Raw genomic sequence first — 26,602 nt, 5'->3', positions numbered from 1 at the left:
TGAGTAGTCCCGGGCGGATTCGAACCGCCGTCATAGGCTCCAAAGGCCCATATGATTGGCCACTACACCACGGGACTGTACTCGTTACTCTCGTCGCAGTGTTTGAAAACCCATCGGGTTACGACGACGCGATGCCGCTCCCGACGACCTCACTCGGTCGTGGAATCATCTCGATCGGTCGTCTCGGATGCCGAGGGGCAGTCGTCTTGCACTTGCAACTCGACGGAGAACCCGCCGCATTCCGGGCAGACGTGATACTGCACGTCGTACGCCGAGTCACATCCCTGGCATCTGTACTGGACCGATCGCTCCGCGTCGTTGGTCGACTCGCGGGGTCCCACTCCCGCGAGTTCGAGGAGACGGCTGATCGCCGCTGTCCCATCCATACCCGCTCCTGTTTCGCAGGGGTCTTGAAGATAGGGGCTTCCGCTGCCCTACTGGAATCGGAAATCGCTCAATCCGCGCTCTGTTCGGTTTCAGCGCTCTCGGTGCTGATTTCGAGGTGACAGCAGGCGTCGGTCTCGGGATCGAAACAGTCTGGACAGTCGTCGTTTCGGTCGATGATCGTGTCGAGTCGCTCCGCGACGAGATCGTCGATAACCGGTTCGAGTTCGCGCGCTTCCGTGCGGAACTCCGAGACGGACAGGACGTTCGCGAGGAAGCGCTCGATGATACAGTAGGTCTGGAGCGCGTCGCGTGCCCTGACGATTCCCTCGTCGGTGAGCGTGACTCCCTTGTACTTCTCGTGTTCGGCGAGCCCTCTGGATTCGAGCTTTCCGATCATCTCGTTTGCGCTCGCGGGGCTCACGTCCAGACGGTCCGCGAGCGCGCCGGTCGATGCGGGCCCGTTCTCCATCTGCTGGAGGAGGTAGATCGCCTTGACGTACTGGTCGGCCGTGTTCATCTCCGTCCTCCGTGTTGCGTCGTGTCTCGTCTCATTAGCGGGTGTTCATCAGCTTCGTGACTTCTTCGACACCTTCGGCTTCCTCCTCGCGGATCTCCACGAGCGTGTCGATGAGGTGGCCGCGGTCGATCCCGAACGTTGCATCCGACGCGCGCAGCGCCCCGATGAGGTCGTCGTAGAACTTGTACGCGGTCTCCTCGTTGCACAGCTGATCGTAGAGGATGTCGTCGAAGTCCTCGGGCTCGGTTCCGCCGTAGCGCGCTTCGACGAGCGTTTTGATCTCCTCGAACGGAATGCTTTCGGCGTCGAGTCCTTCGATCAGCCCTTCGAGTCGCTTGCGGTGCTCGGCCGACTCCTCCGCGGCGTGTTCCAAGAGCGTCTCGATGTCGGGATCCAACGTCGGCGCGTCCTCCAGCGACTGGTAGTGGTGATACGACCGAGCCTCGACGACCTCCTCGAGGACGATCCCGATCTGGAGGAGTCGCGCGAGCTGGTGGTCGGAAGTGACGCGGTGGCCGACGCTCACGGGTGCACCTCCCCGGTAGCGGGCGACACACGGTTCATACTCGTTGGGTGGGTAGTGACCGACTTAAGCGGTTCCCTCGCAACCGGCGTCGCTCACTGATCCGTTCGGAAACCGTTTTGCCGCCGGAGCGGCGAGTGCGGGTATGCTGTACGACGCGGCCGAGGAACCCGCATCGCTGACGCCCGCGGAGGTACGCGAGGCGTACGAAGCACAACTCCGAGCCGTCGTGACGGACCTCGGCGTCGAAACCGTCGCCGCCGACGCCGACGTCGATCTCGATACGGTCGCCGCGCTCGCCGACGGCCCCGTTCCGCACCTGCGAGTCGCCGACGCCGCGTCGATCCTCGCACTCGACGACGCCCGCCCGGACGCGGACTCGATCGTTCTCGAACTCCGCGATCACCTCCTGATGGCGATGACAACCGGCGTCGTCGACGTCGACGCCATCGCCTCGAACGTGGACCTCGATCTCACCGGACAGGAGGTCCAGCAGGCGCTCGAAGGGCGAACCGCGATGACGCTCGAACAGCTCGCGGCGGTCCAACGGTATCTCGCCGTCCGGAACGATCGCTGATGGTCCGCGCCGTCATCGTCGGCTGCGGTTACGTCGGTCTCGAACTCGGCCGACAGCTCCGCGAGGCCGACCACGAGGTGACCGGCGTCCGTCGGTCTGACGACGGGCTCGACGTCGTCGAAGCAACCGGACTCGATCCCTGTCGAGCGGACGCGACCGCTCCCAGTTCGCTCGCATCGCTCCCCGACGCGGAGTGGGTGATCTTCGCGGCGAGTTCCGGCGGCCGTGGTGCTGAGGACGCCCAGCGGGTCTACGTCGACGGCCTGCGCAACGTAATCGACGAGTACGCCGCCCGCGCGTCGCCGCCGGACCGACTCGTCTACACCTCCTCGACCGGCGTCTACGGCGACCACGGCGGCGACTTCGTCGACGAGGAGACGCCGATCGACCCCACGACCGAAAAGACGCGCGTCCTCGCCGAAGCCGAGCGCGTCGCACGCGAGGAGGCCGCCGCCGCGGGAATCGACGGGACGGTCGCGCGCTTCGCCGGGCTGTACGGTCCGCGCCGCTATCGGCTCGCGCGATATCTCGACGGGCCGGTGACGGAGGGGTACCTGAATATGGTCCACCGCGACGACGCCGCGGGCGGGGTCGCCTTCCTCCTCGACGCCGACGCAGCGCGCGGAGAGGTGGTCCTGGTGGCCGACGACGAACCCGTCGACAAGTGGACGTTCGCGGACTGGCTGGCCGCGGAGTGCGGTGTTCCCTCGCCGCCGAAACGCACGATCGAGGAGCGTCTCGACGATCCGGACCTCTCGACGGCCGCCAAGCGGCGTCTTCAGACCAGCAAGCGCTGTTCGAACGACCGACTCCGCGAACTGGGCTACGAACTCCGGTACCCGACGTACCGCGAGGGGTACCGCGACGCGATCGAGTCGTTTCGAGCAGGGACGAACCCCGACGACATCTGACTGTCGAAGGCGTCCTCGACGTGATTGGACCAGATCAGCTCGTCAGTTGTCCAGTGTCGGCCACACTTCGTGGGAATCTTCTTAGGGGTGCACTCTCACTCGGCACGTATGGGTCTGTCTCGCTCCGGCTTCGGGCAAGTCTCCGGCCAGGAGCTTTTCGATTCGGTCTTCTCCCTCATTCGGGCGTACCCGGCACTCACTCTCGCGACCCTCGTGGGACTGTTCGCGATCCTCGTCGGACTGTACGCGTTCCAGCGGTACAATCGGCCGATGGGCGCGCGGTTTCTCGAGGCGGTCGCCGGTCTCGACGAGGTCGCGGTGCTCCTCCATCCGAACCCGGACCCGGACGCGATGGCGACGGGGGTCGCCGTCGCGGCCCTCGCAGAACAGGCCGGGGCGTCCGCTTCGGTCCAGTACCCGGGACAGATCCGCCACCAAGAAAACCGTGCCTTTCAGACGGTTCTCGACCTCGACGTCGAACAGATCCACCACGTCAGCGACGTCGCGGCCGAACACGTCGTCCTCGTCGATCACAACCAACCGCGCGGGTTCGCCGGATCCGACAGCGTGCTGCCCTTCGCTGTCGTGGATCACCACCCGGGCGACGGGACGGGCGAGGCGTTCACCGACGTCAGAACCGACTACGGGGCGTCGGCGAGTATCGTCGCCGAGTACTTCGACGATGTCAACGGCAAACCGGTCCCGCCAGCCAAGCACGCGAGCGAGGTCAACGCCGCCTACACCATCCCCTCGACAGTCGCGACCGGGCTGCTCTACGGTATCCTGACCGACACGAAGCGGCTCACTTCGGGCTGTTCGGCCGCGGACTTCGCCGCCGCGGGCTTTCTGTACTCCGGCGTCGACGAGGACCAGCTGGATCGGATCGCCAACCCGGAGGTCTCGACCGAAGTCTTAGAACTCAAAGCCCGAGCGATCGCGGGTCGCGACGTCAGGGGTCCGTTCGCCGTCAGCGACGTCGGCCGCGTCTCGAACGCCGATGCCATCCCGCAAGCGGCCGACGAACTCGTGCAATTAGAGGGCGTCACCGCGGTCGTCGTACTCGGCGAGCGAAACGGCGTCGTGCACCTCTCGGGGCGCTCCCGCGACGACCGAGTTCATATGGGCCACACTCTCGAAGCCGCCCTGGAGGACCTCCGCGACGGCTCCGCGGGCGGCCACGCTCGGATGGGCGGCGGCCAACTCTCGCTGTCGAACGGGACGATCAAAACCGAATTCGGCGGCGAGATCTCGCGTGAGGCCCTCCGCGAACGGCTCTTCGACTCGTTATCTGGGGACGTTTAACCCGGCCCCCCGACTGCTAGCGATCCGACCTCCTGATCGCTGTCGATCCGATCCCACGACGCACTACCGATCCGACGCTCGTTTACCTACCTACCCCGTACGCACCGCTATGGCGACGAGTCAGGGGACCTGGGGCTATCGCGATCGGTTCGGCGACGCGTTCGCGAGGACGTACTTCCGGCGGTTCGGTCCGGGCGTCGCTTCGAGCATCGGCCTCGGGACGTACCTCGGCGAGCCGACAGACGCGCGGGACGAGCGATACCGCGAATCGATCGCAGAAGCGCTCTCCTCCGGGATCAACGTGGTCGACACGGCGATCAACTATCGTCATCAGCGCAGCGAACGCGTCGTCGGCGAGGCGCTCCGCCGAGCCGACGTCGACCGCGAGGAAGTCGTCATCGGGACGAAAGGCGGGTTCATCCCGTTCGATGGAGTGCGCTCGGATGACCCGAGCGCGTACGTGCGCCGGGAATTCCTCGAGACCGGTCTCCTCGACACCGACGACCTCGCCCGCGGGAGCCACGCGATCGCGCCGGAGTTCCTGGACGCGATGCTCGACCGCTCGCTCTCGAACCTCGCCGTCGACTCCGTCGACTGCTACTACGTCCACAACCCCGAAACGCAGCTTCACGCCAGGCCTCGGGACGAAGTGTACGACGCGCTAGAAGCCGCGTTCGAGCGCTTGGAACGACGGCGCGCCGCGGACGATATCGGCGGCTACGGCGTCGCGACGTGGGAGGCGTTTCGGGTGCCGCGCGATCACGACTCGTACCTGTCGCTCCCCGAGGTCGTTGCCCGCGCGGAGGCCGCGGCCGAAACCGTCGGCGTCGACGACGCCGGTCTGATTGCGGTACAACTCCCGTTCAACGTCGCGATGGCGGACGCGTTCACCGTATCCGCGCACCGACACCCGACGGAAAACAGAGACGTCAGCGCGCTTGAATACGCGCAAGCGGCCGGAATCGACGTCGTCGCGAGCGCGACGCTCGCGCAGGGGCAGCTCGCGTCATCGATTCCCGACGCCGTCGACGCGGAGTTACGAGGCGACACGAACGCTCAGCGAGCGATCAATTTCGCGCGGAGCGCACCGGGCGTCACGACCGCGCTCGTCGGCACGAGCTCTCCCGAACACGTCCCCGAGAACGTCGCCGCGGGGACGTTCGAGCCGCTCGGGGCGCGCGCGTTCGACGCCGTATTCGAGTAGCGTCCCGGTCGAAAATCGAGTTCGTTTCGAGCCTGCTTCGGTGCACTGAGTTGCCGAATCCCGTACAGCCAGACGGCCGTCGCGTCGCGAGTCGATAGCGGCTCTATCGGAGTTCTTTCCACTCGCGTTCGCAGCTTTGGCACCGACGCACCGTGAACACCTCGTCCGGATCGTTCTTCGTCTTCAACGACTCGCCGCATTCCTGGCAGTTCAGCCGCCCGTACGTGTCTTTCTCGAGCTCCCCCTCTCGAAGCCCCTTCCGAGTCGTCTTCATACTCACTCGGGTACGCGCCCGTACGGTAAAAAGACCCAGTCTCGAATCCCCGGTGTCCGACCGCAACAGTTGAAGTTCTCCGGCGGCGAAACGCCTCCGTGTCCCGGCGACGTCTCTTCGGTACGCTCTGTTCGCTGATCTTCCTCGTCAATTTGGGGCGAGTCATCTTCGCGCCGCTGCTCGGTGAGTTCATCGCCGTGTTTCAGATCGGCGAGGGGACGGCCGGACTGATCGCGACGCTCGCGTGGCTCGGTAGCGCGTTCCCGCGCGTTCCGACGGGATGGTTGCTCACGCGTGTTCCGCGTCACCGAGTGATTCTGGCTGCCGGAGGCGTCCTCACGGGGGCGTCAGTGTTCATCGCCAGCGCGACGTCGGTGGCAATGGTCGCCATCGGGGCGTTCCTGATGGGCCTCGCGGCGGGCGCGTACTTCGTCGCCGCAAACCCGCTGGTCAGCGAACTCTATCCCGATAGCGTCGGCTGGGCGCTCGGCGTTCACGGAATGACGAGTCAGATCGCGGCGGCGGCGGCCGCGCCGCTCGTCACGCTCTTTCTCACGCTGTTTTTCGACTGGCGGGTCGTCTTCGCAGCGATTGCGGTCGCGGCCGCTCTCGTCACGATCACTCTGTTTTTCGTGGCTCGCTCGACGACGCTTCCCGACGCTGGCTCGGCGGACCGCGACATCGTCGCCGCGATCCGCTCGGAGTGGCGGGCCGTCCTTCTCGGCGTCGTCGTCGTCGGTGCGACCGGCTTCGTCTGGCAGGGCCTGTTCAACTTCTACGAGCTGTACATGATCACGAAGGGGCTCTCCGACGCGACGGCGAAGAACCTCCTGACAGTGATCTTCGCGGCGGGCGTGCCCGCGTTTTTCGTCTCCGGGAGACTGGCGGACGAACTGCCGCGCGTGCCGTATATCCTCGCGATCATCAGCGGGTTCACGATCTGCGTGCTGGTGCTGACGGTCACCACCGGAGTCATCGCAATCGTCGTTCTCACGGCGGTGATCGGATACGTCCTTCACAGCCTGTTTCCCGCTGTCGACACCTATCTGCTCGATACGCTCCCCGATGAGTCGAGAGCGAGCGCGTACGCGTGGTACTCCGGCGGGATGATGGTCGTCCAAGCCACGGGCTCCTCGGCGGTCGGCGCGCTTCGCGAGGCGGGGTTCGCGTACGACGCCATCTTCACGCAGCTGTCGCTCGGGCTCACGGTCGTCGCCGTGGGGCTTCTCGTGCTCCAGCGCAGTAACCGGCTCCCGCAGTGAGCGTCCTCTGCTAATCCGTCGGCCGCGATCGGTCGTAGATGGCGATCGGGACTCGCTCGTATCCGTGGACGTGTTGTCGGGACTCCCAAGTAGTCCATAGACGTGTTGCCGGGACTCGCAAATACGTCTGGGCGTGCAGTCGGCACCCGCATTGACCGTGGCGCGCCCTCCTCGCGCCAGGATCGCCCCGCGTCGACGTGCCGAACAACCGCAGCCCGACGCGAGGTCGCTCTCAGATCACGGCGCGTCTGGCCGCGCGTTGACATAAAAATGCTCGCCGCCGGAACCCCCGCGCTTTTGCTCGTGCCGTCCTGAGGAGACTCCGATGGAGTACGTGCAATCGCGGGTGGCGACCCTCCACGACCTCGCGGACCCGTTCCCGAGCGCCCCGACAGATCGGACCGCGGTCGTCGTGCCGATGGCGGAGCGCGAGTACGAGACGCCCGCCGCGAACCGGGTGCTGGGCGTGCTCGAAGGGCTCGATCCCGCCCGGGTCGTCGTTCCCTTGCGCGCATCCGCCGACCGCGTCGCCCCTGTGCGCGAGTGGCTCTCGGGATTCGATCTGGATCTCGATCTGCTGTGGTGCGACGGTCCGCGAGTGGCCTCGTTGCTCTCGGAAGCCGGACTCGACGGCGAGCGCGGGAAAGGCCGCGACGTCTGGCTCGGGCTCGGCTGCGCGACCGCCGAACCGTTCGTCGTCGTCCACGACGCCGACACGACGACGTACGACGAGTCGTTCGTCCGACGGCTACTGTTCCCGCTCACGCGCGGCTACGACTTCTCGAAGGGCTACTACGCCCGCGTCGAGGACTCCCGCCTCTACGGACGGCTCTTTCGTCTCTTCTACGTTCCGCTCGTCCGCACGCTCGTGGAGGCGAACCCGGCTCCGTACCTTCGGTACCTCGATTCGTTTCGCTACGCCCTCGCGGGCGAGTTCGCGACGACTGCCGAGACCGCCCGTCGACTCCGCCCGCCGCGGAAATGGGGGCTCGAGGTCGGAACGCTCGGCGACGCCTTCGACGTCGCCGGATTCGACGGCACCGCGCAGGTCGACCTCGGAACGTACGAACACGACCACCGCGCGGTCGGCGGGTCGACCGGGCTTTCGGATATGAGCCGGTCGGTCGGCGAAACGCTCCTCCGGAGCGTCCTCGAACACGGGGTCGAGGTCGATTTCTCGACGCTCAGAGGTCGCTACCGCGAGACTGCACGGACGCTCGTCGATCAGTATGCGTTGGATGCGGCGTTCAACGAGTTGCGGTTCGACCGCAACCACGAGCGCTCGCAAGTATCCCAGTACGCGGCGGCGATCACCGAACCCCCGGAGGCCGACGACAGACTGCCCGCGTGGGAGGACGTCTCGCTCTCCCCCGACGCGGTGGCCACCGCGGCCGAAGCGGACCTCAAAGGTGCGGCGAATTCGGAGAAGAGCGACCTCGCCGCCGCCGACGTCCGGGGGATCGGCGAGTGACGACCGAACTGCAGACCGACGAATTGGCGGGCGTCGTCGACCTCTTCGGCGCGCTTACCCCCGCAGAGCTGCGACAGGCGCTCGACGAACTGGCGTTCAAGCAAGGCGGCGCGGTCGACGAACCGGTGGCTTCGGACGCCGTCGAGGACGCGGTCGATGCCTACGCAATCGTCCGGTACGAGCGCGACGGTCAGTCGTTTCTCGTTCCCGGCCCCGCCGCGTTTCCCACCCTCCCGGCGAACGCCGAGGACCTCCCGCACATCCTCGAGATTCCTGAGCGCGACGTCGACCGCGACGCCGCGAGCGACGCGGTCGAAGCGCGGCTCACCGCGGAAGCGGCTCGCGCCGTCGACGCGGGCGACGAAGCGGCGATGCGAGACGTCCTCGACGTCACGTACGACGTGGCCGTGTGGTCCGATCGAGTCGCCGTCGACGACCTCCGTGACCGCTTGGCCGACGCGCTCGATGAGTGAGAAGCGATTCGGTGTTTGCGGAGGGGGAGCGGTCTGAGGAGTGAGGGGAGCCGGAAGCGGTCTGAGGAGTGAGATGGAAGGAGGGCGATCCGAGAAGCGAGGAGAACGGCGTGCTCTCTCGGGGTTCACCGCGAATCCTTCACGAATCCTCAGCGGACAGTATAAGCACTCCGAGGTCGTACGTCCCTCTCAAGATGGAGCTCTCGCGTGTGGCGGCGCACGCACCGACCGCGGTCGACGGTGCGGGCCAGCAAGCGGCGGTCCTCGCACCCGTCCTCGAACGGGACGGCGAGCCGTACGTCCTCTTTACGCGACGCGCGGACCACCTCGGCGAGCACCCGGGCCAGATGAGCTTTCCGGGCGGGTCGCGGGAACCCGTCGACGCCGACCTGTGTGCGACGGCACTCCGCGAAGCGGACGAGGAGATCGGCCTTCGGCCCGACGAGGCGAGCGTCGTCGGTCGACTCGACGACATTCGAACAGTCACCGACTACGCCGTGCGGCCGTACGTCGCGCGGATCCCCGACCGCGAGTACGACCCGGACGAGCGCGAGGTCGCCGAGGTCGTCGCGCTCTCGGTCGCGGAGCTCACCGACCTCGACAACTACGAATCCGAACGGCGCGAGCACCCGACCTACGGCGCGCGGCGAGTCCACTTCTTCCACGTCGGCGACTACACCGTCTGGGGCGCGACCGGCGTGATGCTGCTCCAGCTACTCGAACTCACGACCGACTGGCGCGTCCCCGACGACCCCGATCGGGTCGTCGGACCCGACGCCGAGCTTCCGGTCTGAAATCCGAACGTCCGTCAGAATCTAATTCCTCCCGCTGGGACGCTACTGCTCGACGTCGTCGGTCTCTCGTTCGGCGGAGCCACGCTCGGTGGAATCCCGCTCGGCAGAGTCACGCTCCCGTTTGGGGATCTCTACCTGCAGCGTTCCCGCCTCGGTGACCGTCGCCGTCGCCTCTGCCGGATCGACTGAGACGCCCTCCGGGAGCGGCGCTCGACCATCTAACGAGAGCCCGCGGCCGGGGAAGCGCATCTCGAACCCCTCGTGGAAGTTCCGGAAGCGGTCGATTCTGACGCGGACCTCGTTGTCGACGAACCGGACCTGGACGTCCTTCTGCCGCACGCCGGGGGCGTCGAAGACGGCGAGGAACGCGCCGTCGCTTTCGAGGAGGTCGTACGGGAGGGGCGCTCGCTCCTGGAACCGCGCGACGCCGCGTCCGACGCGTTCGAGCGCGTCTCCGGCGATCGACTCGCCCAACTCCCGGAGTCGGTGCGGCGCGTCCGCGGGGTCGATCCGTCCGCAGTCGCTCATAACTCGATCGCCTCCAAACGCTCCGAAGAGCGGCAGTACGGACAGACGAAGTCGGCGATGCCGACCTCCTCGGGCATATCGTACGTATAGTGTAACTCGAACATATCGAGTTCGCACTCGTCATCGGTGCAGCGAATTTCGAGCGTCGTGGGCATACGGGCGGGTTGGCCCGCCACGCTCATAAGCGCGCGGGCTCGGGGCGGGAGCGGTTCGTGGGGTTGACAAAAGCGGTCCGCGTTTCGAGTGCTGGCAGACGGTGTTTCGAGTGCTGGCAGACGATGCCTCGATACGCGGCAGACGATATTTCGACTCGTTGCAGACGACGCTTCGAGATTGGCGGCTTACGCCTCGATTCCGAGGCCCGCGGCGTCGATAGCGGCGTCGACGCTCTCGTCGTCGTGGACGATCGCGCTGACAGCCCGCGTGATGGCCTGTGGCTCTTCGTGCTGGAAGATCGACCGCCCCATCGAGACGCCGGACGCACCGGCATCCATCGCGCCGCGGACCATCTCCGCGGTCTCATAGTCGGTCCCGCGGCTCCCACCGGCGATGACGACGGGTTTCCGCGTGGCTTCACACACGCGTTCGAAGGAGTCGGCATCGCCGGAGTAGGCAGTTTTGACGACGTCAGCACCGAGTTCCTCGGCGATTCGGACGGCGTGAGCGAGGCTCTCGGCGTCGTGCTCGTCGACGCCCGGACCGCGCGCGTAGCTCATCGCGAGCACCGGAATCCCGAACTGGTGAGCCGTTTCGGTCAGATCACTGAGTTCGGTCAACTGGCCGGGTTCGTGGTCGCTACCGACGTTGATGTGGAACGAAACGGCGTCCGCGCCCGCGCGGATCGCCTCTTCAACCGACCCGGTGCGCCGCTTGTCGTTCGAGTCGGGGCCGATCGAGGTCGAACCGTTGAGGTGGACGATGTAGCCCTTGCCGTTCTTGTTCGGGTGGACGCGAGGGGCGACGCCCTTCTGCGTGAGGACGGCGTCGGCCCCGCCGCGAGTGATCGCGTCGACGGTCGATTCGAGGTCGACGAGCCCCGTTACGGGCCCGAGTGTGATGCCGTGGTCCATCGGGACGACGAGGTATCGCCCCCCTGTCGAGATGCGGCCGAGCCGCGCGGAGAGTCCTGCGTTCATCGTGTGTTATCCTGTGGCAACCGTCGGTTATGTGCGTTCCGCTTGGGGCACACGTTGTTCGTATCCGCGCAGTGCTCCCTGCTTGAGTTCCCGGGCCTTCTCTTCGAGACGTGAGGCGACGGAGTCGGCAGATTCTCCGGCGTCGTTCCCCGCGGCCACGATATCGACGAGCGCGCTCCCGACGATGATCCCGTCCGCGCCCGCGGCCACGATTCGCTCGGCATGCTCGCCGGTCTTGATGCCGAATCCGACCGCCTTCGGCACGTCGTGGTCGGCGAGGCGTCCGAGGCTTCCCTCGGTCTGACCGGAGACGTCGTCCTGCGCGCCCGTGACGCCGAGACGCGCCTGCACGTAGACGTACCCCGAGACCTGCGACATAATGCGCTCCAGTCGCTCCCCCCGAGTCGTCGGCGCGACGATGAACACGAGATCGAGCCCGAACTCGTCGCAGGCGTCCCGGAGCGCCCCCGCCTCTTCGGCGGGAAGGTCGGGCACGACGAAGCCCGAGAGACCCGCCTCGGCGGCGCGCTCGACGAACGGACGCGGGCCGTTGCTCGCGGGTCCCCCGTCGTCTCGCGGCTCCGCCGCTCGACTGTCTGCGGAGCTCCGCTCCGCGCTACTCGCGTTCGAGGCGCTCTGCGCCTCGCTATCCCCGTACTGATAGATCAGGTTGTAGTACGTCATACACACGAGCGGCACGTCGACGTCGAGTTCCTCGACGAACTCGAAGAACCGCTCGGGCGTCATCCCGCCTTCCAGCGCCCGCACGACGGCGCTCTGGATCGTCGGCCCCTCCGCGATCGGCTCCGAGAAGGGAAGTCCGAGTTCGATGACGTCCGCGCCGCCGCGTTCGAGCGCCTCGACGTATTTCAGCGAGGACTCGTAGTCCGGATCGCCCGCGGCGAGATACGGGACGAACGCCGGGCCGTCAGCGAAGGCCGCCGCGAGTTCCGGGTTCGCCGCCGTTTCGGTTGTCACCGTTTCGTTCGCGTCCCCCATCTCAGATCCCCCCCGAGAACTCGGCCAGCGACGGCGCGGCCTCGATGTCGCGCTTCTCGGTCTCCTCGATCACCGTTTCGAGGTCCTTGTCGCCGCGGCCGGAGACGTTCACGAGGACGACGTCGCCCAGATCCTCGTAGTTCGATTCGAGGAAGCCCAACGCGTGTGCGGACTCCAGTGCGGGGATGATTCCCTCCAGTTGCGAGAGCCGGTGGAACGCTTCCAAGGCCCCGTCGTCGTCGACGTTGACCGCGTTCACTCGACCGTCGTCGACGAGTCGGGCGAGTTCCGGTCCGACACCGGCGTAGTCGAGTCCGGCGGAGACGCTGTGACTCTCCATAATCTGGCCGTCCGTGTCTTGGAGCACTTTGGTTCGCGCGCCGTGCAGCACGCCCTCGTTGCCCGTCGACAGCGACGCGGAGTTCGGCGCGACGCCCGCGTCTTCGTCGACGGAGAGGCTGGACCCGCCCGCCTCGACGGCGTAGAGACTCACACTCTCGTCGTCGACGAAGTTCGCGAACGCGCCCATCGTGTTCGAGCCGCCACCGGCGCACGCGAGCACGGCGTCCGGGAGACCACCGGTCTTCTCGCGCAGTTGCTCGCGCGCCTCCTCGGAGATGACCGCCTGGAAGTCTCTGACCATCGCGGGGAACGGGTGCGGGCCGACGACGGAACCGATGACGTAGTGGGTGTCCTCGACGTTCGTCGCCCAGTCGCGCATCGTCTCCGAGATCGCTTCTTTGAGGGTTCCCCGCCCCGTCGTCACCGGGTTCACTTCCGAGCCGTTGAGCCGCATCCGGAACACGTTCGGCCGCTGGCGGTTGATGTCGGTCTCGCCCATATATATCTCACAGGGCATATCGAGGTGCGCCGCCGCCATCGCCGTCGCCGTCCCGTGCTGGCCCGCGCCGGTCTCGGCGACGATCCGCTCTTTGCCCATATACTTCGCGAGGAGCACCTGTCCGAGGGCGTTATTGAGCTTGTGCGCGCCGCCGTGGACCAGGTCCTCGCGCTTCAGGTAGACCTCGCGCCCGTATCGCTCGGAGAGTCGCTCGGCGTACTGCGTCGGGGTCGGCCGCCCGCCGAAATCCCGTAGCCGCGCGCGAAAGTCGTCCATAAAGCCGTCCTCGTTTTCGAGCACGTACCGCTCGTAAGCGTCCGTCAGCTCTTCGATCGCTGGCATCAACGCCTCCGGTACGTACTGTCCGCCGTACTCGCCGAACTTGCCGTCCGCGTATTGCTGTGTCATCGTGTTGAGTCGGTGTGTTTCGTCTGTCGCCCGGTGTGTTCCGCCTGTCGTTCAGTGTGTTCCGCCCCGGCCGTGAGTCGTTCGGTGTTCGATTCGACGTCGCCGTCCATTATCGCGGTCCCGATCAAGAGCGCGTCCGCGCCCGCGGCGCGCATCCGGCGGACGTCTTCGACGGTTTTCACGCCGCTTTCCGCCAAGAGCGTCACGTCGTCGGGGACGTGGGGCGCGATTCGCTCGAAGGTCGCGAGGTCGACTTCCAACCGCCCCAGATCGCGGTTGTTGACGCCGACGATCTCCGCGCCGACATCGAGCGCGCGGTCCAGTTCCTCGCGGGTATGGACCTCGACGAGCGGCTGAAAGCCGCGGTCGCGCGCGGCGTCGTACAGCTCTCTCAGCGAGTCTGTCCCCTCCTCGTCGAGGAAGCGCGCGATCAAGAGGATCAGATCGGACTCGACCGCGTCGAGTTGCGCCTCGCGGACGACGAAGTCCTTTCTGAGCACGGGGACGTCCACCGCGTCGCGGACGCGTCGGAGGTTCTCCGTCGACCCGCCGAAGTGCTCCGGCTCGGTGAGCACGGAGAGCGCGGTCGCGCCGCCCGCCACCATCGCTCTCGCCAACTCGACGGGGTCGTCCGCTCGCTTTCCCTCGGTCGTCGGACTCGTCGGCTTGACCTCCGCGACGACGGGGACGCGACCTGCGGTCTCCGTCTCCGCGACCGCCTCTGGGAACGGTCTCGCGCCGACGTCGAGTCGCGTCTCGCCGCCGGGACGCTCTCGGGCCGCCGCGAGGATCGATCGCACCGCGGGGGCGAGTTTGTCCTCATTAGCGTTCATCTATGTTCATTAACGGACGCTTTTGCACATAAGGCTTGCGCGTCGGGGGCGATGGGGTGCCCGGTCAAGGTTCAAGTCCGAAGACGGGATACCGAAAGTATGGACATCGGGACGGACGTCGGAATCTTCGCCCGCGAGTCGGACCGGTTGGATCGGGCAGTCGAGATCGGTGTCGTGAGCGGCCGCATCGTCGGCGCGTCCTTTCCGGCGACGGCGGCCGAGGACGCCGAGACGGACCACCCGATTCTCGATCGGATATTCGCGTATCTCGACGGCGAGCACGACCACTTCGACGACGTCGACGTGGCGCTCACGGTCCCGACCGAGCACCGTCGCGTGCTGGACGCCGTCCGCAACGTCCCCCACGGAGAGACGGTCGCGCTCGCGCGGGTGATCCGGATGGCTGGCCTCGATCCGGACGATTCAGCGGACGTCGAGACGGCGCGGCGCGCACTGGCCGAGAATCCGGTGCCGCTTCTGATCCCCGACCACCGCGTGCGCGACGTGACGGGTGCGACGCCGGATTCGGTAGCGAGACGGTTACGAGCGATCGAATCGGCCTGACCGGCCGCTTCTGACCGCTCTGAACGGATCCTCCCAGCCGACGGAGCAGTCGGATCCGGCCACCGCGGCTCACCCGATCAGCGCCGTCGCAGGTAGAAGTATCCGATGAAGCCGACGACGAACAGCACCGTCGCGGCCACCGCGGCCACGCCGAAGCCCGGAAGCAGTCCGAGCAGTTGGGCGATCCCGGCGAGGACGAACGCCGCGGCGGTGATCAGTACCACGCGTTCGTCGTCCGACGTCGAGCGAGTCGTGTACACGATATAGCCGAAGACGCCCGATAAGACCGCGAATCCGAAGTCAGCGGCTCTCGCCACGATCGGATTGCCGGTGAGAATCGACGCGACGAGTAGCGCGAGGTAGCCGATGAGGATCGACTGCAGTATGGTCCGTGACCGGTATTCCATACGGATTCAGATCGCCCGAGACGCAAAAAGCATCGGTGTCGAGCGTCAACCGCTTCGGACCCACTCGACGACCGCGCCCTCGTGGACGACGAACTCCAACGCGTTCACGAGATAGTGCGCGATGACGACGACGACGAGGCTCTCGGTCAGGATGAACGCCGCCGCGAGGACGAAGCCGAGCGTCGCGGTTACCAGCACACCGACCCGCCCCTGCGCGCCGTGGCCGACCCCGAACGCGACCGAGGAGCCGAGCGCGAGAAGCCACGGCGAAACCCCGTAGCCCGCGGCGAGGACGCCGACGAGCGCACCGCGAAAGAGGAGTTCCTCGAAGGCGGCGATCACGGGGAGGACGACGAACAGGAGCGCCGCCCAACCGAGCGGCGAGTCGGGAGCGAGCGCGCGTCGCAGCCGCTCTCCCTCGCCGAGGCCGAACCGCGCCCCGACGGTCGCGCCCGCCTCGTTCGCGACGTAGAGCGCGACCCCGAGTCCCACGCCGAGCGCGGCTGCGTGCAGCGAGACCGCGTCGGTGGCGACGCCGAACGCCCACGCCTGGATCTCCGCGTACCACGCGCCCGCCAACAGGAGGACGCCGAAGAGCCCCTGCGAGACGGCGACGTTCGCGAGCAGCGACGCCGTGGAGAGATCCGGAACCGGTGGTTGATCCGTGTGCCGTGTCGTCGCCGACGGTTCCGTGCGTCTCTGCGGTTCCGTCGGTGTCCGCGACCCGCCGGTATCGGTGCCTCGCTCGTCGTTATCGATACGCGCGTCGTCGCGGACGGCGTGTGAATCGTCGTTGCCGACCTGTGAACTATCGTTGCCGACCTGTGAACTATCGTTGACGGCGCGGTTTCTGTCGCGTACCCGAACGCTGACGCCCGATTTCGGAAGGACGATCGTCTCCTCGGCGTCGTGTCGTGGCTCGCTATCGTTCGAACTTCGCGCCGCGCCGTCGGCATCCGTTCCGTCGATAACGCCGCGCGACGCGTGCGAGAGAAGAAGTAAGCCCGCGGTGACGACGATCGCGAATCCCGCGAACGTCGCCCACTGGGGCATCTTCGCTTACTGCGGGCTCGGACTGGACGGCCCGGAGACGTTCTCGTTGCCCTGCGAGAGCGCCGAACCGGTGATGCTCTTGAGGCGGTCGACCAGCGAGTCCTTCTCGGGCTCGCCCTCCAAGGCGATGTCGAGGACCTCGCTGATGTGGCTGACCGGGATGATCTCGACCATTTCCTCGTACTCCTCTTCGATCATCACGTCCTGCATATTCGCCGCGGGGATGATGACCCGCGTGCAGCCGGATTTCGCGGCCGCCTCGATCTTGTGGGTGACGCCGCCGACCGGGAGGACGTCGCCGCGGACCGAGAGCGAACCAGTCATCGCCAGCGACTGATCGACGCCCACGTCTTCGAGCGCGGAGATGACCGCGGTCGCGACCGTGATCGACGCGGAGTCGCCGTCGACGCCCTGCTGACCCGCCTGAACGAACTGGATATGGATATCCATCTCCGAGATGTTCTCGTCGGAGAACTTCTTGATGATCGCGGAGACGTTCGACACCGACTCCTGTGCCATCTCCTTCAACTGACCGGTCGCGATGACTTCACCGGGGCCCTGCGAGGGCGTTACTTCGGCCATCACGGGGAGCATAATTCCCGAGTCCTCGCCCATCACGGCGAGACCGTTGACGCGGCCGACCTGGTAGCCGTCGGACACCTGCAGTTCGTAGTCCTTGCGGCGCTCGATGTAGTCGTCCGCGAGCTGCTGTTCGATCGAGCGGCTGCGGCTCTTCGCGCGCAGCACGTGATCGCGCGTGACGACATCGGCGTCGCCGTCGGAGCGAGCGATGTCGCCCGCGACGCGGACCAGCCCGCCGAGATTCCGAAGCTTGAGGGTTAGGTGACCTTTGCGGCCCGCGCGACGCCGCGCTTCGAGGATGACCTCCTCGATCGCCTCGGCAGAGTACTCCGGCAGCCGTCCGTCCTTCGCGACCTCCTGGGCCACGAAGCGGGCGTACTTCCGGCGCATCTCGGGGGTGTCCTCGATGGTGTCGTCCATGTACACCTCGTACCCGTAGCCCTTGATCCGCGAGCGAAGGGCGGGGTGCATGTTCTCCATCGCGTCGAGGTTCCCCGCGGCGATCATGATGAAGTCCGTCGGGACGGGCTCGGTCTGGACCATCGCGCCCGAGGAGCGCTCGGACTGGCCGGTGATCGAGAACTCGCCCTCCTGGATCGCCGTCATCAGGTGCTGCTGGCTGCGGATGTCGAGCGTGTTGATCTCGTCGACGAACAGCACGCCCTTGTTCGCCTTGTGGATCGCTCCGGGTTCGACGCGGTCGTGGCTCGGCGTCTCCATTCCCCCTGACTGGAACGGGTCGTGGCGGACGTCGCCGAGTAGCGCTCCCGCGTGCGCGCCGGTCGCGTCCTCGAACGGCGCGGTCGTCGTGTCCGCGTTGTTGACGATGAGGTTCGGCACCATCGCGTCGCCGCCGCGTGACCCGTAGCGGAACGCGAGGTAGATCACACCGGCGGCGAGGATTCCCAAGAGGACCTGCCCGGCGATAATAAAGGAATAGCCGATGACGATCGCGATGATGATCCACATGAGGAACGAGCGCATCTGGTTGCGCTTTCTGGCTTCCTCTTTGTGGGCCTCGACGATCTGATCGCCTTTCCCGGCCGGAACCGTCCGGACTTTCGGGTTGTTTCCGTCGTCGGGGTTGTGGTAGACGAGGACGTCCTGTAGCTCCTCCGGCGGGAGAAGTTCGGACATCGCCTTCGCCAGCATCGACTTGCCCGTCCCGGGCGAGCCGATCATCATCACGTGCCGTCGCTGCTTCGCCGCCTTCATCACCACGTCGCGGGCGTGTTCCTGTCCGATGACCTGATCGACGAGTCGGTCCGGGACGTCGATCTCCCCGGTGGACTCGATCCGCAGACCGCCGAGGAGGTCGTCATCGTCGACGTCGTCTACGACTTCCGCGTCGACCTCGACGTCGCTCCCCAGATCGTCGATCGTCCGCTCGACGGGCGCTTGGGACTGCCCGTTTTGGCTTCCCGGCTCGTCGGCCTGCCCGTTCTGACCGCCGGGCACCTCGCCGCGCTCGTCAGGTCCGACGGAGGGGTCGGACGGTTCGTCGGCGACGCCGCGAGGGGCCTCCTCACCGCCGTCTGACGGCGGCGACTCGGACACCTCGTCGGTGACGCCGCCCCCCGATTCGGGGGCGTTCTCGTCGGCTTCCGTGTCGTTACTCATAGAATTCTTCGCTACCGTTACGGAAGGCCGCGCGACTGATATACTTTCTCCTCCAGTGCACCCCCACTGCATCCTCGAAATCGGGCGCCTCGTGCTATCTAAACGCTATTTCACGGAATCATCGAATCTCGCGGTATTTATAAGCAGTGCGACCGACAACTGAGGTATGCGGGGGTTCTACATCGGCCGGTTCCAGCCCTACCACAACGGGCACCACCGGATGGTCGAGGAGATCGCAGACGAAGTCGACGAACTCGTCCTCGGGATCGGATCGGCGGGCGATTCACACAGCCCCCGAAATCCGTTCACGGCGGGCGAGCGAGTGATGATGGTGACGAAATCCGTCGCCGAACTCGATCTCACCACCTACGTCGTCCCGATCGAGGACCTCGACCGAAACTCCGTGTGGGTGAGCCACGTCCAGAGTATGTCGCCCGCCTTCGAGGTCGCCTACTCGAACAATCCCCTCGTGATCCAACTGTTCTCGGAAGCGGGCGTCGAGGTTCGGCAGTCTCCGATGTTCAACCGCGACGTTCTCGAGGGCACGGAACTGCGCGCGCGAATGATCCGAGACGACGACTGGCGACATCTCCTCCCGGACGCCGTCATCGACGTCGTCGAGGAGATCGGCGGCATCGAGCGCATCCAGCGCGTCAGCGCGACGGACGCCAACGGCGACGCGGCCGACGAGTGAGGGAGAGACCGTGATCACGCTCGCCTCTGACTTCGGCTCGGCCTACCCGGCCGCGATGAAGGGGGTTCTCCTTCAGCGGACCGACGCGCGCCTCGTCGATATCGCACACGACCTCCCCCGCCAAGACGTCCGCGCGGCGGCGTTCTGGTGCCGCGAGACGCTCCCGCACTTTCCGCCAGCCGTCCACCTCGTCGTCGTCGACCCCGGCGTTGGAACCGAGCGGGACGCGCTCGTCGTCCGCGTCGGCGATCACGCCCTCGTCGGCCCCGACAACGGCGTGCTGCTCCCGGCGGCCCGCCGGATCGCCAAGTGGGACGACGACGAGCCAGCGATCGAGTGTTTCGTTTACGAGTACGACGACCCCGTGTCGACGACGTTCCACGGTCGCGACGTGTTCGCTCCGATGGCCGCCGCGGTGCACGAAGTCGGCGTCGGAGCCGTCGAGTCGCTCGACGGCGTCGCGCCCGTCGACCGGTTTTCGCCGTCGGCCTCACCCACCTCCGTCGTCGACTGTCGGTTCCCCGAGGCGACGGTCGATCACGACACTGCGACGGCACGCGGCGAGGTGCTCGTCGTCGACGACTTCGGGAACGCGATCACGAACGTCCCGGGTTCGTTCCTCGGCGGCCGAGAGGGCGAGACCGTCAACGTGAACGACGTCTCAGCGGCCGTCGCGACAGCCTTCGCGGACGTCGCACCGGGCGAGCGACTCGTCACTGTCGGCAGTCACGGCTACGTCGAGTGCGACGTCAACCGGGACCGCGGCGACGAGGCGTTCGGGCTCGTGCCCGGCGACGAGGTCGTCCTCGCGGGATAACGGCATTCCCATCACGGACCCGTACCAGTACCAGAAGAGATTACCGCCGGGGAGCAGACAGCCGAGAGCGAACTGCAGTCTGCACCGGATTTCGCAGTCCGCTACCGTTTCATTTCGCGGCGATGACGTCGTCGATGCGGACGATCATCGTCGCCGCCTCGGTCGCCGCGGTGACGGCTTCGCGCTTCACGGCGGCGGGGTCGAAGACACCCGCCTCGATCGGGTCGCCGATCTCGCCGTGTTTCCCCTCGGAGATGATGCCCGCGATCCCCTCGCGGTCGAACGTCGACCGGAGTTCGACGATCGCGTCGATCGGGTCCATCCCGGTGTTCGTCGCGAGCGTTCGCGGGATCGCCTCGACGGCGTCGGCGAACGCCTCGACGGCGAGTTGCTTGCGTCCCTCGACGCCGCCCGCGTTCGAGCGGACGTACTCGGCGATCGCGACCTCGGTCGCGCCCGCGCCGGGGACGACGCCGCCGGAGTCGATCGCGGCGACGGTCACGTCGACCGCGTCGTTGATCGCCCGTTCGAGTTCGTCGATGACGTGCTCGGTCCCGCCGCGGAGGAGGAGCGTGACGGTCTCCGCGGCCTTGCCGCCCTCGACGAAGGTGAGTTCGTCCTCGCCGAAGCGCCGGATCGAGATCCGCTCGGCGTGGCCGAAGTCGGACGCTTCGAGGTCGTTCACGTCGCCAAGCTGTTTCGCTCCCGTCGCGCGGGCGATAGCGCGCGCATCGGCGGTCTTCAGGCTCTCGAAGGCGACGATGCCGTGTTTCGCGAGGCGGTTCTGCACGCGGTCTGCGATCTTCTTGGTGCAGAAGAGCACATCGACGCCCGCGTCCGCGAGCGCGTCGGCGTAGCGTCGGAGCTCGGCGTCCTCGGCCTCGATGGCGGCTTCGAGCTGGTCGACCGAGGAGATGGTGTACTCCGCGTCGGCCTCGCCCTCGCGGACGTCGAGCTTCGTCGTCAGGACGGCGACCGTCGCGTCCTCGACGGAGCGGGGCATCCCGTCGTGGACGCGCTCTTTGTCGATGACGACGCCCTCGACCAGTTCGGTCGCCGAGGAGGACGCGCCCGTGCGGGTCAGGATGCGAACGTCGTCGGGGTCGAAGCGGTCGCTGCCGTCGTGGACCGCACGGACGGCGTCGACGACGTGGTGGGCCAGCACGTCGGCGGTGACGTCGCCGGTTCCTTTTCCGGTCATCGACGATTCGGCGACCGACGCCAGCACGTCGTCGTCGAGTTCGACGTCGAGCACCTGCTCGTCTATCGCCTCCTGCGCCAGTCGGGCCGCTTCGTAGTACCCCTCAACGACTACCGTGGGATGGAGGTCGTCGTCGAGGAGGTCCTCGGCGTGCGAGAGGAGTTCGCCTGTCAGGACCGATGCGGTGGTGGTGCCGTCGCCGACGCTGTCCTCCTGCGTCTGCGCGACCTCGACGATCATCTGTGCGGCGGGGTGCTCGATATCCATCTCCTCGAGGATCGTCGCGCCGTCGTTCGTGACGACGACGTTCCCCTCCGAATCGACGAGCATTTTGTCCATCCCGCGCGGTCCGAGCGTCGTCCGCACGGCGCTCGCGACGGCCTTCCCCGCTCGGATGTTCGAGCTCTGGGCGTCGCCGCCGCTGGTCCGCTCGCTGCTCCCGGAAAGAACGTACAGTGGCTGCATACGTGTCGACATTGTTATGGAAACCTCACGGAAAATGACGTTAGCAGTTCTATAAATAGTTTTTGGTAATAACGGTCAGAAAATCACTTAGAGAGACGCTAACAGACAGTCCGATTCCGGAGACTTTGGGGATCCGGCGCGGCGGGTGCTGATTCCGGGCGGTACGGTCCCAGGCGGCAAGTACAGCGTCCGGGCGGTGAGTACCGATCACTGTCGGCGCGTACCGAGATCAGGGTGCGAGTGTCGAGAGCGGGCGGTGACCCGCTCAGGATGACAACGGGATGTCGACAAGGTATATTTAGATCGCCGCAACAGTGTTCGACGATGCTGGAGTTGAACCACGGGTTCCGGGTCGTCGACTTCCACGCGCGATTGGACCCGAGCGACCAGGCGGAGGTCGCGAGTCGGGGTCGGGAGACGACGCCCGAGGCGCTCGAGCGCGAGCTGCACCAAGCTGGCGTCGTCAGGGCGGTCGTCTCGCCGGGTGGGCGCCCCAGAGACGAAGGCTACCTCCGCGCCAACAACGCCGTCGCCCGACTGAGCGTCGACCGGCCCTTCCTCGCGTTCGCCCGGATCGACGGCCCGCGCGATCCGAGTTCCCGTGCGACCGCGCGACTCCGGAACCTCACCGCGGCGCGCGCGCCGCATCACACCAGCCCCGCGGACATCGAACAGTACGCCTACGACGACCGGTTCCACGGGTTCACGCTCGCACCCGAGCGGGACGGCCTCCCGGACGAGGAGACGCTGGATCAACTGGACGACGTGGGGCTCCCGGTCGTCGTCCGCGCCGGACGCGCGTTCCCGCCCGCTGCGGTCGCCGATACCCTCCTGGGTCGCGAGTTCCCGGTCGTCTTGGCGGGGTTCGGCGGGTATCCACTCGACCGCGAGCTGATGGCGCAGTCAATCGATCTGCTCGGCGACTACGACCACCTGTACCTCGATACGCGGTACGTCCGCTTCAGAAGCGTTCTCGAACGTGCGCTGCTTGAGCATCCCGATCGGGTGCTGTTCGGGAGCGGTGCGCCCGAGACGCATCCGAACGTCGGCGTGATGGAAGTCCTGACGCTCGACGTGAGCGAGGACGCGATGCGCCGGGCGTTCTCGACGAACCCGGCGCGGGTCGTTCCCGCTCTCGCACCCGGGGAATAGGTACGCCCTGACCGTACGAGCGATCAGCGCCAGTCATATTTCGCGACCGCCCGGTCCGCGCGCTTCGAACAGCCGTGCGGGTTTCGCGTCGGGGATCTGTCCCGCGCCCGCGCGACGAGTCCGTCCGACCAGCCGGTCGCGACGCCGGAGACGACGTCTCGGCCGGTGCCGACCCATCCCGTCGGCGTGGCGTCGCCGCTGAGCACGTCGCGAGCGGCCGAAATCGCGTCGGCTCCCGCGTGCGAGACGATTCGACGCAGGATCGTCGGGCGCACGCCGTAGTTCTTGACCAGTCGATAGGAGAGCGCGCGGTACTTCCAGCCCTGGCTCCGCTCCTCGATGCCGCCGTCGGCCTCGAACTCCGTCCGCACGCAGAGTTCGGACTCCCAGCCGACGTCGTGACCGATCGCGGCCAACCGGTGGGCGGCGTCGCGGGCACCGCCGGTCTCGAGGTACTCGTCGAATCCGTCCAGATCGTCTAATACGTCGGATCGAAAGGCGACGTTGCCGCCGTTGAAGTACGTCACCGTTCGGTTCCGAATTCGGCGCGTCTCGGGCGACGTCGTCGTCATTCCCGCGGGCAGCGTCTCGTGGACGGGTCCGGTGACGACCGGCGCGCGCTCGATACCCGCCTCGATCGCCTCTCGCCAGGTCTCCTCGACGGCGAGGTCGTGTCGAAGGAACGCGACGACGTCGCCGGAGGCCGCGCGGATCCCGGCGTTGCGCGAGACGTTCAGCGTTCGATCCGACACCTCGACTAACACGTCGACGTCGTCGCGCTCTCGGACCATCCCCGTCGTCCCGTCCGCCGAGGGGCCGTTGACGACCACGACTTCGGCGTCAGGCGCGTATGCGGCCAATCCGTCGAGCGTGGCCGCGAGGTGATCCCGCCCGTTCAGCGTCGGGACCACTACCGAGAGCTCCATACCGGTCGGTTGCGATACGAGCACTTAAATGTCGCACCTCGGGACGGTCGCCGGGTACGCGCCGTATACGACGCGTAAACGACCTAATCGGCGATTAACCGACTTCCCATACGTATCGGTTCGAGACTCACTCGGTGGGGTCGCCGTCGACGCGTGCGGTCCAGTACGACACCGACGCGAGCGCGTCTCCGATCGACGTCGCTCCGATCGAGGTGTCGAGGTCGCGGAACTCTCTGGCGATCCCGTTCGGGATCTTCCGGTAGAACCCGTACGGGAGGCGGAAGTCGTGTTCGCCGTTCACCAGTCGAAGCCCGGCGTCCTCCACTAACCGTTCGACCTGCGCGCCCGAGTAGAGGTGCGACCCCATCGGAAGCAGCCAGTTGTAGACGATGCGAGCGCTGCCGCCGTTGAACGTGTCGAAGAAGACGACGTCCTTCGAGACGCGGGCCATCTCGGCCATAAACTTCGCTGGTGTGTCCGCGAGGTGGAAAAACCGCATCGCGAAGACCGCATCGAAGTGATCGTCGGGGAAGGGAAGCCGCGCGGCGTCACCGCGGAGGAACTCGATGTGGTCTGCGACCCCGGCCCGTCGGGCCTTCTCGCGGCCCTGCGCCAGCATCGCGTTGGAGATGTCTAGTCCGACGATGTTCGCGCCGCGTTCGGCCAGCATCGCCGTGAACCGTCCCGTTCCGCAGGCGATTTCGAGGATCTCCTTGTCCTCGACGGGACCGATGGCGTCGATGACGGCTCGCTTCTCGCGATCGTCGATGAGTTTCCCCCCGCGCGAGAATCGCTTCGAGTCGTACTCCTCGGCGACGTCGTCGGCTTGGTACCACTCCTTTCCTTTCACACTATCTCTCTGTCCTCACTCGCAGACTAAAACCGTACTGGATGCGTGCCGTACCGCGCAATCGATGGACGGCTCCGCTATTTCCGCTCTCGCGCGCGATATGCGACATATCCGACATCTTCTGTCCTTGTATGTGTATAAGGTCTACGGATTGTATTGTCACACTTGTAGGCAACCTTTACCAAGCGCGATTCTCTTGCGTTCTGTATGAGCACCAGTACCGCAGAGCTCAACGGTGACAACCTCTTCTCGGAGTCGGAGTACCGCGAGCGCCTCCGAGAGCTACCGCCGAGCGCCAAACTCGTCGCAAAAGTCCTCGAAAGCGACGCGCCGCTGTCGCAGGGCCAACTCGCCGAAGAATCGCTGCTGCCGGATCGGACGGTCCGCTACGCGCTCAACCGACTCGAAGACGCCGACCTCGTCGGTTCGCGCTACAGTTTCAAAGACGCCCGAAAGCAAGTTTACTACCTCAACGCGTAGTCGCCCACATCCTCTCCTCGACTGGAACGACACCACCCATCGACTGGAACGACACCACCCATCGACTGGAACGACACACTGTCGTTGTCACCGATCCTCGTCGGGCCTGCGGCAACGTTTTCTATCGTCGATCTGAACTCAGAACGTGACCACCGCGTCCGCCGATCTCGTCTCGATCCGCCGCGTTCCCGTCCCCGACGATTCGGTTCCAACCGGTGCGACCAACGCCTACGTCGTCGGCACCGGTCCGGCGCTGCTCGTCGATCCCGCGGACAGAACGTCGGCCCTCGACGACGCCATCGCCGACAGGAACGTCGAGCACATCGCCCTCACCCACGCGCACCCCGACCACGTCGGCGGCGTCGCCGCCTACGCGGATGAAACGGGTGCGACCGTCTGGTGTCGCCGCGGTCGCGACGCTCGTTTCACCGAGGCCACCGGCATCGAACCGGACCGAACGTTCATCGAGGGAACCTCTCTCCCGATCGGTGACGGCGTCGACGTCTTCGACGTCCCCGGCCACGCGCCGGATCACGTCGCGTTCGAGACCGCGGTCGGAACCCTCTGCGGCGACGTCGCCATCGCTGAGGGCAGCGTCGCCGTCGCGGCCCCCGATGGCGACGTCCGCGCGTACCTCGTCGCGCTCCGGCGGCTCTACGCCCGAAACCCCGCGCGGCTCTTTCCGGGTCACGGCCCGACCATCGAGGAACCGCGGGCGGTCTGTGAGCGATTGCTTCGACGGCGACTCGACCGCGAGCGCGACGTGCTCGCGGCCGTCGAGTCCGGCGCTCGCGACATCGACGCCGCTGTCGACGCCGTCTACGACAGAGACCTCACGGGAATCCGCCGGTTCGCGCGGGCGACGATCCTGGCGCACGTGGAGAAACTCGCCGCCGAGCGTCGCGTGCGGTTCGACCGCGAGACCGAGACCGTCGCGCCGTATTGAACGCGGATGCCTGTCTGCTGTGCTGCGTGCGGCCTCCCGACCGCGCCGCCCAGCGTCGTCCATCGCCTCAGTCGCGCAACCGGGAGCGTTTTGTCCGCGTCGGTTCGAGAGACGCTGTGAACGACGGACCGTCGCTCGAAACCGAACTCGACCGCGCCCGCGACCTGTCGGTGTCGGAACTGGCGGACGCCATCGAGTCCATCGGCTTCGAGTGCACGCGCTGCGGCGCGTGCTGCAAGGGCCACGAGCGCGCGGACGGCGAGGGAACGGAACCCCACACGGCGACGGTCTTTCCGGACGAGGTTCGGGCGTTGCAGTCGGCGGCTCCCGGATCGAACACCGGAGAGGACGCGGACGACCCGGGGGAAGAAGGTGCAGACGATGGGGAGGGGGCAGACGACGGAG

30 protein-coding genes, 1 tRNA gene and 1 pseudogene are annotated in these 26,602 nt (G+C 66.6%); 15 read left to right on the top strand and 17 right to left on the bottom strand.

The window, feature by feature from the left end; translation table 11 throughout:
- Positions 1–4: 4 nt before the first annotated feature.
- The 4 genes from FJT57_RS04055 to FJT57_RS04040 form a co-directional block, all read right to left on the bottom strand.
- Positions 5–77: transfer RNA gene (locus FJT57_RS04055), tRNA-Gln, on the bottom strand.
- A 72-nt stretch (positions 78–149) separates the two neighbouring features.
- Positions 150–386: a hypothetical protein gene (locus FJT57_RS04050; RefSeq protein WP_203229084.1), complete on the bottom strand. Its 237-nt coding sequence runs from the start codon at positions 384–386 to the stop codon at positions 150–152.
- A gap of 68 nt (positions 387–454) precedes the next feature.
- A complete protein-coding gene (locus FJT57_RS04045) occupies positions 455–904 on the bottom strand; it encodes a metal-dependent transcriptional regulator (RefSeq protein ID WP_144901926.1) in 450 nt (149 codons plus the stop codon).
- A gap of 34 nt (positions 905–938) precedes the next feature.
- Positions 939–1,430, bottom strand: a complete 492-nt coding sequence (locus FJT57_RS04040; RefSeq protein ID WP_144901924.1) for a ferritin-like domain-containing protein — start codon at positions 1,428–1,430, stop codon at positions 939–941.
- A 142-nt stretch (positions 1,431–1,572) separates the two neighbouring features.
- Between FJT57_RS04040 and FJT57_RS04035 the strand changes: the two genes are divergently transcribed.
- From FJT57_RS04035 to FJT57_RS04020, 4 genes are all read left to right on the top strand, one after another.
- The gene (locus FJT57_RS04035) at positions 1,573–2,004 is read left to right on the top strand and encodes a DUF5791 family protein (RefSeq protein WP_144901922.1); all 432 of its coding nucleotides are present in this window, start codon (positions 1,573–1,575) and stop codon (positions 2,002–2,004) included.
- Positions 2,004–2,915, top strand: a complete 912-nt coding sequence (locus tag FJT57_RS04030) for an SDR family oxidoreductase (RefSeq protein WP_144901920.1) — start codon at positions 2,004–2,006, stop codon at positions 2,913–2,915. The genes FJT57_RS04035 and FJT57_RS04030 overlap by 1 nt, the downstream gene beginning before the upstream one ends.
- 108 nt (positions 2,916–3,023) lie before the next feature.
- The gene (locus FJT57_RS04025; protein ID WP_144901918.1) at positions 3,024–4,217 is read left to right on the top strand and encodes a DHH family phosphoesterase; all 1,194 of its coding nucleotides are present in this window, start codon (positions 3,024–3,026) and stop codon (positions 4,215–4,217) included.
- 109 nt (positions 4,218–4,326) lie between these two features.
- Positions 4,327–5,421, top strand: coding sequence for an aldo/keto reductase (locus FJT57_RS04020; protein ID WP_144901916.1), 1,095 nt, complete (start codon positions 4,327–4,329; stop codon positions 5,419–5,421).
- A gap of 103 nt (positions 5,422–5,524) precedes the next feature.
- Here FJT57_RS04020 and FJT57_RS16585 read toward each other — a convergent pair whose 3' ends face one another.
- Complete coding sequence (locus FJT57_RS16585; RefSeq protein ID WP_203229083.1) at positions 5,525–5,695, bottom strand: HVO_0758 family zinc finger protein; 171 nt, start codon at positions 5,693–5,695, stop codon at positions 5,525–5,527.
- Positions 5,696–5,829: 134 nt separating this feature from the next.
- On the opposite strand from FJT57_RS16585, the gene FJT57_RS04015 reads away from it, so the two are divergent.
- The 4 genes from FJT57_RS04015 (at position 5,830) to FJT57_RS04000 (ending at position 9,695) form a co-directional block, all read left to right on the top strand.
- Complete coding sequence (locus tag FJT57_RS04015; protein WP_144902555.1) at positions 5,830–6,957, top strand: MFS transporter; 1,128 nt, start codon at positions 5,830–5,832, stop codon at positions 6,955–6,957.
- A gap of 325 nt (positions 6,958–7,282) precedes the next feature.
- On the top strand, positions 7,283–8,428 hold the full coding sequence (locus tag FJT57_RS04010; protein ID WP_144901914.1) for a glycosyltransferase family protein: 1,146 nt from the start codon (positions 7,283–7,285) through the stop codon (positions 8,426–8,428).
- A complete protein-coding gene (locus tag FJT57_RS04005; protein WP_144901912.1) occupies positions 8,425–8,901 on the top strand; it encodes a DUF7109 family protein in 477 nt (158 codons plus the stop codon). The genes FJT57_RS04010 and FJT57_RS04005 overlap by 4 nt, the downstream gene beginning before the upstream one ends.
- A 194-nt stretch (positions 8,902–9,095) precedes the next feature.
- Positions 9,096–9,695: an NUDIX hydrolase gene (locus FJT57_RS04000; RefSeq protein ID WP_144901910.1), complete on the top strand. Its 600-nt coding sequence runs from the start codon at positions 9,096–9,098 to the stop codon at positions 9,693–9,695.
- Between the two features lie 42 nt (positions 9,696–9,737).
- On the opposite strand, the gene FJT57_RS03995 is transcribed toward FJT57_RS04000, so the two are convergent.
- The 6 genes from FJT57_RS03995 to trpC form a co-directional block, all read right to left on the bottom strand.
- Complete coding sequence (locus FJT57_RS03995) at positions 9,738–10,223, bottom strand: Hsp20/alpha crystallin family protein (RefSeq protein ID WP_144901908.1); 486 nt, start codon at positions 10,221–10,223, stop codon at positions 9,738–9,740.
- Positions 10,220–10,378, bottom strand: coding sequence for a DUF7559 family protein (locus tag FJT57_RS16580; protein ID WP_203229082.1), 159 nt, complete (start codon positions 10,376–10,378; stop codon positions 10,220–10,222). The genes FJT57_RS03995 and FJT57_RS16580 overlap by 4 nt, the downstream gene beginning before the upstream one ends.
- Before the next feature lie 186 nt (positions 10,379–10,564).
- Positions 10,565–11,359 carry a 2-amino-3,7-dideoxy-D-threo-hept-6-ulosonate synthase gene (locus tag FJT57_RS03990; protein WP_144901906.1) on the bottom strand — a complete coding sequence of 265 codons (795 nt, stop codon included), beginning with the start codon at positions 11,357–11,359 and terminating at the stop codon, positions 10,565–10,567.
- A gap of 27 nt (positions 11,360–11,386) precedes the next feature.
- Entirely contained in the window at positions 11,387–12,358 is a 972-nt protein-coding gene (trpA, locus tag FJT57_RS03985; protein WP_144901904.1) for a tryptophan synthase subunit alpha, read from the bottom strand.
- A 1-nt stretch (position 12,359) separates the two neighbouring features.
- Entirely contained in the window at positions 12,360–13,607 is a 1,248-nt protein-coding gene (gene trpB / locus FJT57_RS03980; protein WP_144901902.1) for a tryptophan synthase subunit beta, read from the bottom strand.
- Positions 13,604–14,440, bottom strand: coding sequence for an indole-3-glycerol phosphate synthase (gene trpC / locus FJT57_RS03975; protein WP_144901900.1), 837 nt, complete (start codon positions 14,438–14,440; stop codon positions 13,604–13,606). The genes trpB and trpC overlap by 4 nt, the downstream gene beginning before the upstream one ends.
- Positions 14,441–14,539: 99 nt before the next feature.
- Here trpC and FJT57_RS03970 point away from each other — a divergent pair, with 99 nt between their 5' ends.
- Positions 14,540–15,004: an MGMT family protein gene (locus tag FJT57_RS03970; protein ID WP_144901899.1), complete on the top strand. Its 465-nt coding sequence runs from the start codon at positions 14,540–14,542 to the stop codon at positions 15,002–15,004.
- Positions 15,005–15,081: 77 nt separating this feature from the next.
- Here the strand turns inward: FJT57_RS03970 and FJT57_RS03965 are convergent, their stop codons facing one another.
- Genes FJT57_RS03965 through lonB form a run of 3 tightly spaced genes read right to left on the bottom strand, consistent with a single transcriptional unit; the run spans position 15,082 to position 18,666 of the window.
- Entirely contained in the window at positions 15,082–15,411 is a 330-nt protein-coding gene (locus tag FJT57_RS03965) for a hypothetical protein (RefSeq protein WP_144901897.1), read from the bottom strand.
- A gap of 45 nt (positions 15,412–15,456) precedes the next feature.
- Positions 15,457–16,464, bottom strand: a complete 1,008-nt coding sequence (locus FJT57_RS03960; RefSeq protein ID WP_144901895.1) for a CPBP family intramembrane glutamic endopeptidase — start codon at positions 16,462–16,464, stop codon at positions 15,457–15,459.
- Positions 16,465–16,470: 6 nt separating this feature from the next.
- On the bottom strand, positions 16,471–18,666 hold the full coding sequence (gene lonB / locus FJT57_RS03955; RefSeq protein ID WP_144901893.1) for an ATP-dependent protease LonB: 2,196 nt from the start codon (positions 18,664–18,666) through the stop codon (positions 16,471–16,473).
- A gap of 166 nt (positions 18,667–18,832) precedes the next feature.
- Between lonB and FJT57_RS03950 the strand changes: the two genes are divergently transcribed.
- Both FJT57_RS03950 and FJT57_RS03945 read left to right on the top strand, forming a co-directional pair.
- Complete coding sequence (locus tag FJT57_RS03950) at positions 18,833–19,360, top strand: nicotinamide-nucleotide adenylyltransferase (protein ID WP_144901891.1); 528 nt, start codon at positions 18,833–18,835, stop codon at positions 19,358–19,360.
- A 10-nt stretch (positions 19,361–19,370) separates the two neighbouring features.
- On the top strand, positions 19,371–20,177 hold the full coding sequence (locus FJT57_RS03945; RefSeq protein ID WP_144901889.1) for an SAM hydrolase/SAM-dependent halogenase family protein: 807 nt from the start codon (positions 19,371–19,373) through the stop codon (positions 20,175–20,177).
- Between the two features lie 109 nt (positions 20,178–20,286).
- Here the strand turns inward: FJT57_RS03945 and thsA are convergent, their stop codons facing one another.
- Positions 20,287–21,855, bottom strand: coding sequence for a thermosome subunit alpha (gene thsA / locus FJT57_RS03940; RefSeq protein WP_144901887.1), 1,569 nt, complete (start codon positions 21,853–21,855; stop codon positions 20,287–20,289).
- Between the two features lie 312 nt (positions 21,856–22,167).
- On the opposite strand from thsA, the gene FJT57_RS03935 reads away from it, so the two are divergent.
- Complete coding sequence (locus FJT57_RS03935) at positions 22,168–22,995, top strand: amidohydrolase family protein (RefSeq protein WP_144901885.1); 828 nt, start codon at positions 22,168–22,170, stop codon at positions 22,993–22,995.
- 23 nt (positions 22,996–23,018) lie between these two features.
- Here the strand turns inward: FJT57_RS03935 and FJT57_RS03930 are convergent, their stop codons facing one another.
- Together FJT57_RS03930 and FJT57_RS03925 are read right to left on the bottom strand one after the other, a co-directional pair.
- Positions 23,019–23,921 (bottom strand): glycosyltransferase family 2 protein, encoded by a 903-nt coding sequence (locus FJT57_RS03930; protein WP_144901883.1) that lies wholly within the window; start codon positions 23,919–23,921, stop codon positions 23,019–23,021.
- A 127-nt stretch (positions 23,922–24,048) separates the two neighbouring features.
- Positions 24,049–24,771, bottom strand: coding sequence for a class I SAM-dependent methyltransferase (locus FJT57_RS03925; protein ID WP_144901881.1), 723 nt, complete (start codon positions 24,769–24,771; stop codon positions 24,049–24,051).
- Positions 24,772–24,978: 207 nt separating this feature from the next.
- Here FJT57_RS03925 and FJT57_RS03920 point away from each other — a divergent pair, with 207 nt between their 5' ends.
- The 3 genes and pseudogenes from FJT57_RS03920 to FJT57_RS03910 all read left to right on the top strand — a co-directional run.
- The gene (locus FJT57_RS03920) at positions 24,979–25,251 is read left to right on the top strand and encodes a helix-turn-helix domain-containing protein (protein WP_144901879.1); all 273 of its coding nucleotides are present in this window, start codon (positions 24,979–24,981) and stop codon (positions 25,249–25,251) included.
- 145 nt (positions 25,252–25,396) lie between these two features.
- On the top strand, positions 25,397–26,197 hold the full coding sequence (locus FJT57_RS03915) for an MBL fold metallo-hydrolase (protein WP_144901877.1): 801 nt from the start codon (positions 25,397–25,399) through the stop codon (positions 26,195–26,197).
- A 116-nt stretch (positions 26,198–26,313) separates the two neighbouring features.
- Positions 26,314–26,602, top strand: a pseudogene (locus FJT57_RS03910) (YkgJ family cysteine cluster protein); the annotation flags it as partial.

The sequence above is a fragment of the Halobellus captivus genome (assembly GCF_007655485.1).
GTDB classification, from domain to species: domain Archaea; phylum Halobacteriota; class Halobacteria; order Halobacteriales; family Haloferacaceae; genus Haloquadratum; species Haloquadratum captivum.
The sequence above is the reverse complement of the archived record's forward strand: the minus strand, read 5'-3'. Positions and strand labels throughout refer to the sequence as shown.

What these genes read in the sequence shown, in the direction of transcription:
- FJT57_RS16585 (WP_203229083.1), bottom strand. Translation starts at nt 5,695, where the DNA reads ATGAAGACGACTCGGAAGGGGCTTCGAGAGGGGGAGCTCGAGAAAGAC.
- FJT57_RS04010 (WP_144901914.1), top strand. Translation starts at nt 7,283, where the DNA reads ATGGAGTACGTGCAATCGCGGGTGGCGACCCTCCACGACCTCGCGGAC.
- FJT57_RS04030 (WP_144901920.1), top strand. Translation starts at nt 2,004, where the DNA reads ATGGTCCGCGCCGTCATCGTCGGCTGCGGTTACGTCGGTCTCGAACTC.
- FJT57_RS04045 (WP_144901926.1), bottom strand. Translation starts at nt 904, where the DNA reads ATGAACACGGCCGACCAGTACGTCAAGGCGATCTACCTCCTCCAGCAG.
- FJT57_RS04035 (WP_144901922.1), top strand. Translation starts at nt 1,573, where the DNA reads ATGCTGTACGACGCGGCCGAGGAACCCGCATCGCTGACGCCCGCGGAG.
- FJT57_RS03990 (WP_144901906.1), bottom strand. Translation starts at nt 11,359, where the DNA reads ATGAACGCAGGACTCTCCGCGCGGCTCGGCCGCATCTCGACAGGGGGG.
- FJT57_RS03970 (WP_144901899.1), top strand. Translation starts at nt 14,540, where the DNA reads ATGGACATCGGGACGGACGTCGGAATCTTCGCCCGCGAGTCGGACCGG.
- FJT57_RS03935 (WP_144901885.1), top strand. Translation starts at nt 22,168, where the DNA reads ATGCTGGAGTTGAACCACGGGTTCCGGGTCGTCGACTTCCACGCGCGA.
- FJT57_RS04000 (WP_144901910.1), top strand. Translation starts at nt 9,096, where the DNA reads ATGGAGCTCTCGCGTGTGGCGGCGCACGCACCGACCGCGGTCGACGGT.
- FJT57_RS04050 (WP_203229084.1), bottom strand. Translation starts at nt 386, where the DNA reads ATGGATGGGACAGCGGCGATCAGCCGTCTCCTCGAACTCGCGGGAGTG.
- thsA (WP_144901887.1), bottom strand. Translation starts at nt 21,855, where the DNA reads ATGTCGACACGTATGCAGCCACTGTACGTTCTTTCCGGGAGCAGCGAG.
- FJT57_RS03950 (WP_144901891.1), top strand. Translation starts at nt 18,833, where the DNA reads ATGCGGGGGTTCTACATCGGCCGGTTCCAGCCCTACCACAACGGGCAC.
- FJT57_RS16580 (WP_203229082.1), bottom strand. Translation starts at nt 10,378, where the DNA reads ATGCCCACGACGCTCGAAATTCGCTGCACCGATGACGAGTGCGAACTC.
- FJT57_RS03965 (WP_144901897.1), bottom strand. Translation starts at nt 15,411, where the DNA reads ATGGAATACCGGTCACGGACCATACTGCAGTCGATCCTCATCGGCTAC.
- FJT57_RS04025 (WP_144901918.1), top strand. Translation starts at nt 3,024, where the DNA reads ATGGGTCTGTCTCGCTCCGGCTTCGGGCAAGTCTCCGGCCAGGAGCTT.
- lonB (WP_144901893.1), bottom strand. Translation starts at nt 18,666, where the DNA reads ATGAGTAACGACACGGAAGCCGACGAGAACGCCCCCGAATCGGGGGGC.
- FJT57_RS03930 (WP_144901883.1), bottom strand. Translation starts at nt 23,921, where the DNA reads ATGGAGCTCTCGGTAGTGGTCCCGACGCTGAACGGGCGGGATCACCTC.
- FJT57_RS03995 (WP_144901908.1), bottom strand. Translation starts at nt 10,223, where the DNA reads ATGAGCGACTGCGGACGGATCGACCCCGCGGACGCGCCGCACCGACTC.
- FJT57_RS03960 (WP_144901895.1), bottom strand. Translation starts at nt 16,464, where the DNA reads ATGCCCCAGTGGGCGACGTTCGCGGGATTCGCGATCGTCGTCACCGCG.
- trpC (WP_144901900.1), bottom strand. Translation starts at nt 14,440, where the DNA reads ATGAACGCTAATGAGGACAAACTCGCCCCCGCGGTGCGATCGATCCTC.
- trpA (WP_144901904.1), bottom strand. Translation starts at nt 12,358, where the DNA reads ATGGGGGACGCGAACGAAACGGTGACAACCGAAACGGCGGCGAACCCG.
- trpB (WP_144901902.1), bottom strand. Translation starts at nt 13,607, where the DNA reads ATGACACAGCAATACGCGGACGGCAAGTTCGGCGAGTACGGCGGACAG.
- FJT57_RS04020 (WP_144901916.1), top strand. Translation starts at nt 4,327, where the DNA reads ATGGCGACGAGTCAGGGGACCTGGGGCTATCGCGATCGGTTCGGCGAC.
- FJT57_RS03920 (WP_144901879.1), top strand. Translation starts at nt 24,979, where the DNA reads ATGAGCACCAGTACCGCAGAGCTCAACGGTGACAACCTCTTCTCGGAG.